The organism is Frankia sp. CcWB3, from assembly GCF_977927595.1.
In genome coordinates, this window is the sequence record NZ_CDWRCK010000018.1 from 22,659 (window position 1) to 28,912 (window position 6,254).

Sequence of the window (6,254 nt, forward strand, 5' to 3'; positions counted from 1 at the left end):
ATGGTCAGTCGTTGCTCGCCGAGACGCTCGACTTGAACTCGGAGCCGGGCCGAAACTTTGGCACGACCGAGGCAGCGACGTGCACGGGCTCACCCGTCGCCGGGTTACGACCCGTGCGGGCGGCACGTTCCACCCGCTCGAACACGCCGAAGCCGGTGATAGTCACCTTCTCTCCGCTCGCGACGGCCTCCTGAATGGCGTCGAACACCGCGTCGACGGCCTTGGTGGCGTTCGACCGCCCGCCCTCGATCTGCTGGGCGATGCGGTCAACCAACTGGGACTTGTTCACAACAACCTCCGGACGCCCCCCGCGGGCGCGGGGTGGGGAGCAGATCGGGCATCACACTGCGCTGCACCGTAGGCATCTCCACTGTCGAGGGCAATTCCCGTGAGCGTGTCGCGTCACACAAACCCGCACGTCAACGGGTTCGCTCCGGTGGGCGACGGGATGCGTAGGGTCCGGCCGGCATAGCCCGTTCGGCAGATTCATTACGTTCAGTAGCGAGAATTGCCTTTCGGTTTGGGCGCAATGTCACCCTTTGGTAGCCGGATGCCCCCGGCCTCGCCGATACCACTCCGATGGGTAGCTGCCCGGACGCCAGCCGCGACAGTCGATTCATCCCCCTCGGAGACGATCAATTCCCCCCGATGCGCCCGCCACCCATCTCACCCTCCCGAATGTGAGATATGACACGCGCCACCGTGAACCCTCGGCCAGGACCGGATCCGACCCTGTCCCGGCGGATGGTGCGTACTCGGGAACCGGCGCACCCGGACACCGGTGACCGGGTGACAGCCCCGGGCGTTAGGCGGTGGTCGGCGACCAGGCGGGCCGGCCAGCCTCGAAAGAGGTGATCATCTCTTCGTGGCGAAGGGTCAGCCCGACGTCGTCGAGCCCCTCCATCAACCGCCAGCGGGTGAAGTCGTCGAGGTCGAAGGTGGCCACCAGCCCCGCGCCCCGGACCTCGCGCGCAACGAGATCAACAGTGATCTCGATCGTGGGATCCGCCTCGACGGCGGACATGAGTGCCTCGACCGTCTCAGCCGGCAGCTGCACCGGCAACAGTCCGTTGCCGAGGGCGTTGCCGCGGAAGATGTCCGCGAACCGGGGCGAGAGCACGGCACCGAACCCATAGTCCTGCAGCGCCCAGACGGCGTGCTCCCGCGAGGAACCGGTGCCGAAGTCCGGGCCGGCCAGCAGGATCGACGCCGCGGCGTACACCGGGTTGTTCAGCACGAAGCCGTCGTCGGCGCGCCACTGCGCGAACAGGCCGGCGCCGAACCCCGTCCGCTCGATCCGCTTGAGCCACTCACTCGGAATGATCTGATCGGTATCGACGTCGCTGCGGCGCAGCGGCACCGCGCGCCCGGTGTGAATCGTGAACGCCTCCATCGCGGAAACGCTCCCCTCTCGAAGAAGTCGTGGATGAACGACGGTCGCCGTCGTGCGTGGACCGACGATCCACGCCGGGCGCGCTACAGATCCGCCGGAGCGGTCAGCCGACCGGTCACGGCGGTGGCCGCGGCGACCGCGGGCGAGACGAGATGGGTGCGCCCACCCGGCCCCTGCCGGCCTTCGAAGTTGCGGTTCGACGTCGAGGCACTGCGCTCGCCGGGCCGGAGCGTGTCGGGGTTCATGCCGAGGCACATCGAACAGCCGGCGCTGCGCCACTGCGCTCCCGCAGCCCGAAAGACCTCGTCGAGCCCCTCCGCCTCGGCCTGCGCCTTCACCGCCATGGAGCCGGGAACGACCAGGACCCGGACCCCCTCGCTCACCCGCCGGCCGCGCAGCACGTCGGCGGCGGCGCGCAGGTCGCTCAGGCGCCCGTTGGTGCACGATCCGATGAACACCGTGTCGACGGCGACGTCGGACAACGGGGTGCCGGGGGTGAGGCCCATGTAGGTCAGCGCTCGTTCGACCGAGGCCCGCGCGGCCGCGTCCGGGTAGTCGGCGGGCGCGGGAACCAGCGATCCGAGCGGTGCGGCCTGGCCCGGGTTGGTGCCCCAGGTGACGTAGGGCGTGAGGCTCACGGCATCGATCACGACCTCCCGGTCGAAGGCCGCGTCGGAGTCGGAGGCGAGGGTACGCCAGTAGGCCACCGCTTCCTCCCAGGCGGCACCGGTGGCGACATGCGGCCGCCCGGCGAGATACTCGAACGTGACGTCGTCGGGCGCGATCATCCCGGCGCGCGCGCCGGCCTCGATGGACATGTTGCAGACCGTCATCCGGCCCTCCATCGGCAGGGCCCGGATCGCCGCACCGCGGTACTCGATGACGTGGCCGGCACCACCGCCGGTGCCGATCCGCGCAATGATCGCCAGGATGAGATCCTTCGCGGTGACCCCGACGGGCAGGTCGCCTGCCACGGTGATCGCCGTCGTCTTCGGCCTGCGCTGCGGCAACGTCTGGGTCGCGAGGACGTGCTCGACCTGGCTGGTGCCGATCCCGAAAGCCAGCGCCCCGAACGCGCCATGGGTGGAGGTGTGGCTGTCACCGCAAACGATCGTCATGCCGGGCTGGGACAGCCCGAGCTGTGGGCCGACGACGTGCACGATGCCCTGGCCCGGGTCGTTCATCGGGTACAGCCGCACCCCAAACTCGGCGCAGTTCTTCCGCAGCGCCTCCACCTGAGCCGCCGAGATCGGATCGGCGATCGGCGCCAGCGTGTCGGTGGTGGGGACGTTGTGATCCTCGGTGGCGAGGGTCAGCTCCGGACGCCGCACGGGCCGCCCGGCCAGCCGCAGGGCCTCGAACGCCTGCGGCGAGGTGACCTCGTGAACCAGGTGCAGATCGATGTACAGCAGATCCGGTTCGCCGTCGGCGCGCCGCACCACGTGGGCGTCCCAGACCTTTTCCGCAAGTGTGCGCCCCATGGTCGACCCATTCTCCCCTCTTCTGGCGTGGCGATGAGCTTCCCTGCCCCACAGCCTGTTGTCTCATGATGTAGGATGACAGTATCAATGTGTGAAACAGCTTAGCGGAGTCGGAGTCCTGGACAAAGCAGCCCTCGTGCTGACCGCCGTCGAGGCGGGACCGGCGTCACTCGCTGATCTGGTGGCCCGAACCGGGCTCACCCGCGCGACGGCGCATCGGCTGGCACACGCTCTCGAGGTCCACCGCCTCCTTGGCCGGACCGCCGACGGCCGCTTCGTCCCCGGGCCGCGGCTCGCCGCCGGGACCCCGACCCCCCTGCCGTGGGACCTGCTGGATCGGGCCGGCCGGGTTCTCACCGAGCTTCGCGAGATGACCGGAGAAAGTGCCCAGCTCTATGTGCGGCGCGGGGCCCTGCGCCACTGCGTCGCCGCCTCCGAACGCGCCAGCGGCCTGCGCGACACCGTGCCCGTCGGCGCCACGCTCCCGATGACGGCGGGATCCGGCGCTCAGGTCCTCCTCGCCTTCGCGGCACATCCCGAGCCGGAACTGCTCGCCGGAGCCCTGTTCGACGAAGCCGTCCTCCGCCGGGTGCGCGATCGTGGCTGGGCGGAGAGCATCGGGGAACGCGAGAGGGGGTTGGCGTCCGTGTCCGCCCCGGTGCACGACGGCCCGGGAACAGTGATCGCGGCAGTGTCCCTGTCGGGGCCGGTGGAGCGGCTCACCCGGTCGCCGGGACGCCGGCACGGCGCGGCGGTCCTCGCCGCGGCGGCCCGGCTCTCGACACCGACCGTCGGCTGACACACCCACCCGCCTGCATCCACCCGCCACCAACCGCCGACCACCGGACGTCGGTCACCAACGGTGGACCGCCACAACTTTTCCTCGGCCACAAAACACGCGACCAGACCTTTTTCGTCGGCCGTTCTTGCCATTCGCCATTTTGAATCCCCCATTCGGACCCCACGCCCACGACTGCCCGGGCTACATCTGCCGGTGGCGGGCGGCGGCTCTACCGCGCAGGGGTATCCCCCGCCGCGCGGCTTCGCCGCCCTACGTCGTAGCCTGTTCGAGTCGTCCGTCTCGGATGATCGGAACAGTAGGCCGGATGACCCATGCGGGTATTGGCATCTAGTGCAAGCAATACAGCTCGCCCGCGCGCTGGTGCGCTCGTCCGGATGACGCTCCGGGCTCCGCCCACGGGCCGCCGCCGCCCGCAGCGGCGCCGCCGTAGGCTCGGCCGCCCCGGGCGGCGCCAAAGAAGGGGACAACGCGCGGTGCGCAAACTGGGTTCGCGGTACGTGCTGCACGAGGTACTCGGGCAGGGTACGACCGGCCAGGTCTGGCGGGGCGCCGCCGTCTCGGACGGTGCTCCCGTGGCCATCAAGGTACTGCGCCCCGAGCTCGCCGACGATCCCAAGATCGTGGAGCGATTCCTGCGTGAGTGGGACCTTCTGATCGACCTCGACAGCCCGGATCTCGTCGCCGTACGCGATCTGGTGAACGAACCCGATGTGCTCGCCATAGTCATGGATCTGGTTGACGGTCCCGACCTGCGGGCCCATCTGCGCGAGTTCGGGCCTCGGCCGGTGGAGGAGGCGGTCCGGCTCGTCGTCGGCACCCTGTGGGCGCTCGACAGCGTGCACGCCGCCGACGTCGTCCACCGGGACGTCAAACCCGAGAACATACTCATCGACACCTCCGATCCGGCTCATCCGATCGTGCGCCTGACCGACTTCGGGATCGCCCAGATGATCAATGGTTCGTCCCGGACCAGCACCACCGGACCGATCGGGACCCCGCTCTACATGGCCCCCGAGCTGAGCACGGGCGCGCCACCGACCCCGGCAGCGGACGTGTACTCGGTGGGAGTCGTGCTGTACGAGCTTCTCGCGGGTTCGCCGCCGTTCGACTCCCCCAACCCGGCCGAGCTCCTGCAGGCGCACCGCGAAAAACAGCCCCAGCCCATTCAGGGTGTGCCGGCGCCGGTGTGGGGTGTGCTGGCCGGAATGCTCGCCAAGTCCCCGAGGCAGCGGCCCGTGAGCGCCGCCGATGCGGCCGAGGACCTGGTCGAGGCGCTCGAGGCCAGCCGTTGGGGGACCGGCTACGCGTCCAGGCCAGGCAGCCATGCCGACCATGACAACCGAATCCAGCTCTCCGCACTCGCCGGCGCGTCCGCGGCCCGGGCCGACAATCATTCCCCCGCCACGGGAACGCAGCGCGTGGTGCGCTCCGCCGCCGTGGCCGCGGCGGCGGGCACGGGAGGCGTGGTCGGCGCATCCGCCGCGCCTGACTGGTCCGACCTGGAGCACACGCAGATCGCGGGCAGTCTGCTGACCACCGCCACGAAGACCGGTGGCACGAAGACCGGTGGACGGGATGGCGGCGTCGAGCGCACCCGGATGGCCCCGGCCGCCGGCGGCCGGGGAGGGTGGGACGGTGACGCCCCGACCGGCATACAGCCGGCGCTGCGGATCCCGGCCCGCTCCGACGCTCCGGCCGCGGACACGAACACAGTCATGTCGGCGATCCCGGCGAACCACCAACCCGGCCCCCCGATCGGTGGGGCCGCGGCCGCCTCGCGGGCGGCCGCCGACCGGCGGCGGCGTAGCCGGATCGCGGCGGGTGCGGGCCTTGTCGTCGCCCTCGTCGCCGGTGCCGGCGCCTGGGCGCTCGCCTCCAGCGGGGGCACCGGCGCGGAACTGAGCGCGGACGGTCCCGCCGGGGTGTCCGCCGCGGCAGCCTCGGGCGGTTCCGGCTTCAGAACCAGCGGAGCCGCCGCTCCGGGCGTGGCCGTTGGGGTCAACCCGACGAGCCTCTCCGGGGGCGGGGCGACCCCGCGGCCCAGCGCGAAGGGATCTCCCTCCCCCGGCGCCGGTACGGCGGCTGCGGCTAGCCCCACAGGGGCCACGCCGACGAACAGCCCGACGGCGCGGAGCAGCCCGTCCCCGTCGCCCACCGACGACGGCACGGCGACCGTTCCCAACACCGAGGGCAGCTCGTTCACCACGGCGGAGAACACCCTGAGGTCGGCGGGCTTCACGCACCTCAGTAAGGCCTTCGGGTGTTACGGTGCCGGTGCGGTCGACACCGTCGCGCAGCAGTCCCCGAAGTCGGGAAAGATCGCCAAAACGACCACGATCAACCTGCAGGTCGAGGATTGCGCGCAGGTACCCGGCGTCATCGGAATGACCGAGTCGGACGCCAAGTGGCAGCTCAGCTTCGCCGGCTTCACCTCCACCGCGGTCAACGGGTCGTGCGCCAACGGCGAGACCAGCAAGGTGTCGGCGTACTCCCCCGCCGGACAGCGCCCACGCCATTCCACGACGGTGACGTTGACCCTGGCCTGCACCAAGCCCCCGGCGTCCGCCCCGGCCCCGAC

5 protein-coding genes are annotated in these 6,254 nt (G+C 70.8%); 2 read left to right on the forward strand and 3 right to left on the reverse strand.

What is annotated here, in order from left to right; all coding sequences use genetic code 11:
- Positions 1-4: 4 nt before the first annotated feature.
- The 3 genes from ACY5KJ_RS03020 to leuC form a co-directional block, all read right to left on the reverse strand.
- On the reverse strand, positions 5-289 hold the full coding sequence (locus ACY5KJ_RS03020) for an HU family DNA-binding protein (protein WP_011437995.1): 285 nt from the start codon (positions 287-289) through the stop codon (positions 5-7).
- A gap of 516 nt (positions 290-805) precedes the next feature.
- Positions 806-1,393 (reverse strand): 3-isopropylmalate dehydratase small subunit, encoded by a 588-nt coding sequence (leuD, locus tag ACY5KJ_RS03025; RefSeq protein ID WP_462186120.1) that lies wholly within the window; start codon positions 1,391-1,393, stop codon positions 806-808.
- A gap of 83 nt (positions 1,394-1,476) precedes the next feature.
- Entirely contained in the window at positions 1,477-2,874 is a 1,398-nt protein-coding gene (gene leuC, locus ACY5KJ_RS03030) for a 3-isopropylmalate dehydratase large subunit (protein WP_462186121.1), read from the reverse strand.
- 91 nt (positions 2,875-2,965) lie between these two features.
- On the opposite strand from leuC, the gene ACY5KJ_RS03035 reads away from it, so the two are divergent.
- Positions 2,966-3,673, forward strand: a complete 708-nt coding sequence (locus tag ACY5KJ_RS03035; RefSeq protein ID WP_462186129.1) for an IclR family transcriptional regulator — start codon at positions 2,966-2,968, stop codon at positions 3,671-3,673.
- A gap of 476 nt (positions 3,674-4,149) precedes the next feature.
- Positions 4,150-6,254, forward strand: a 2,105-nt coding sequence (locus ACY5KJ_RS03040) for a protein kinase domain-containing protein (protein ID WP_462202746.1), incomplete at its 3' end; no start/stop codon positions are given.

Bases quoted from the DNA above. Each gene is read 5' to 3' on its own strand.
- leuD (WP_462186120.1), bottom strand. From the start codon at position 1,393: ATGGAGGCGTTCACGATTCACACCGGGCGCGCGGTGCCGCTGCGCCGC.
- leuC (WP_462186121.1), bottom strand. From the start codon at position 2,874: ATGGGGCGCACACTTGCGGAAAAGGTCTGGGACGCCCACGTGGTGCGG.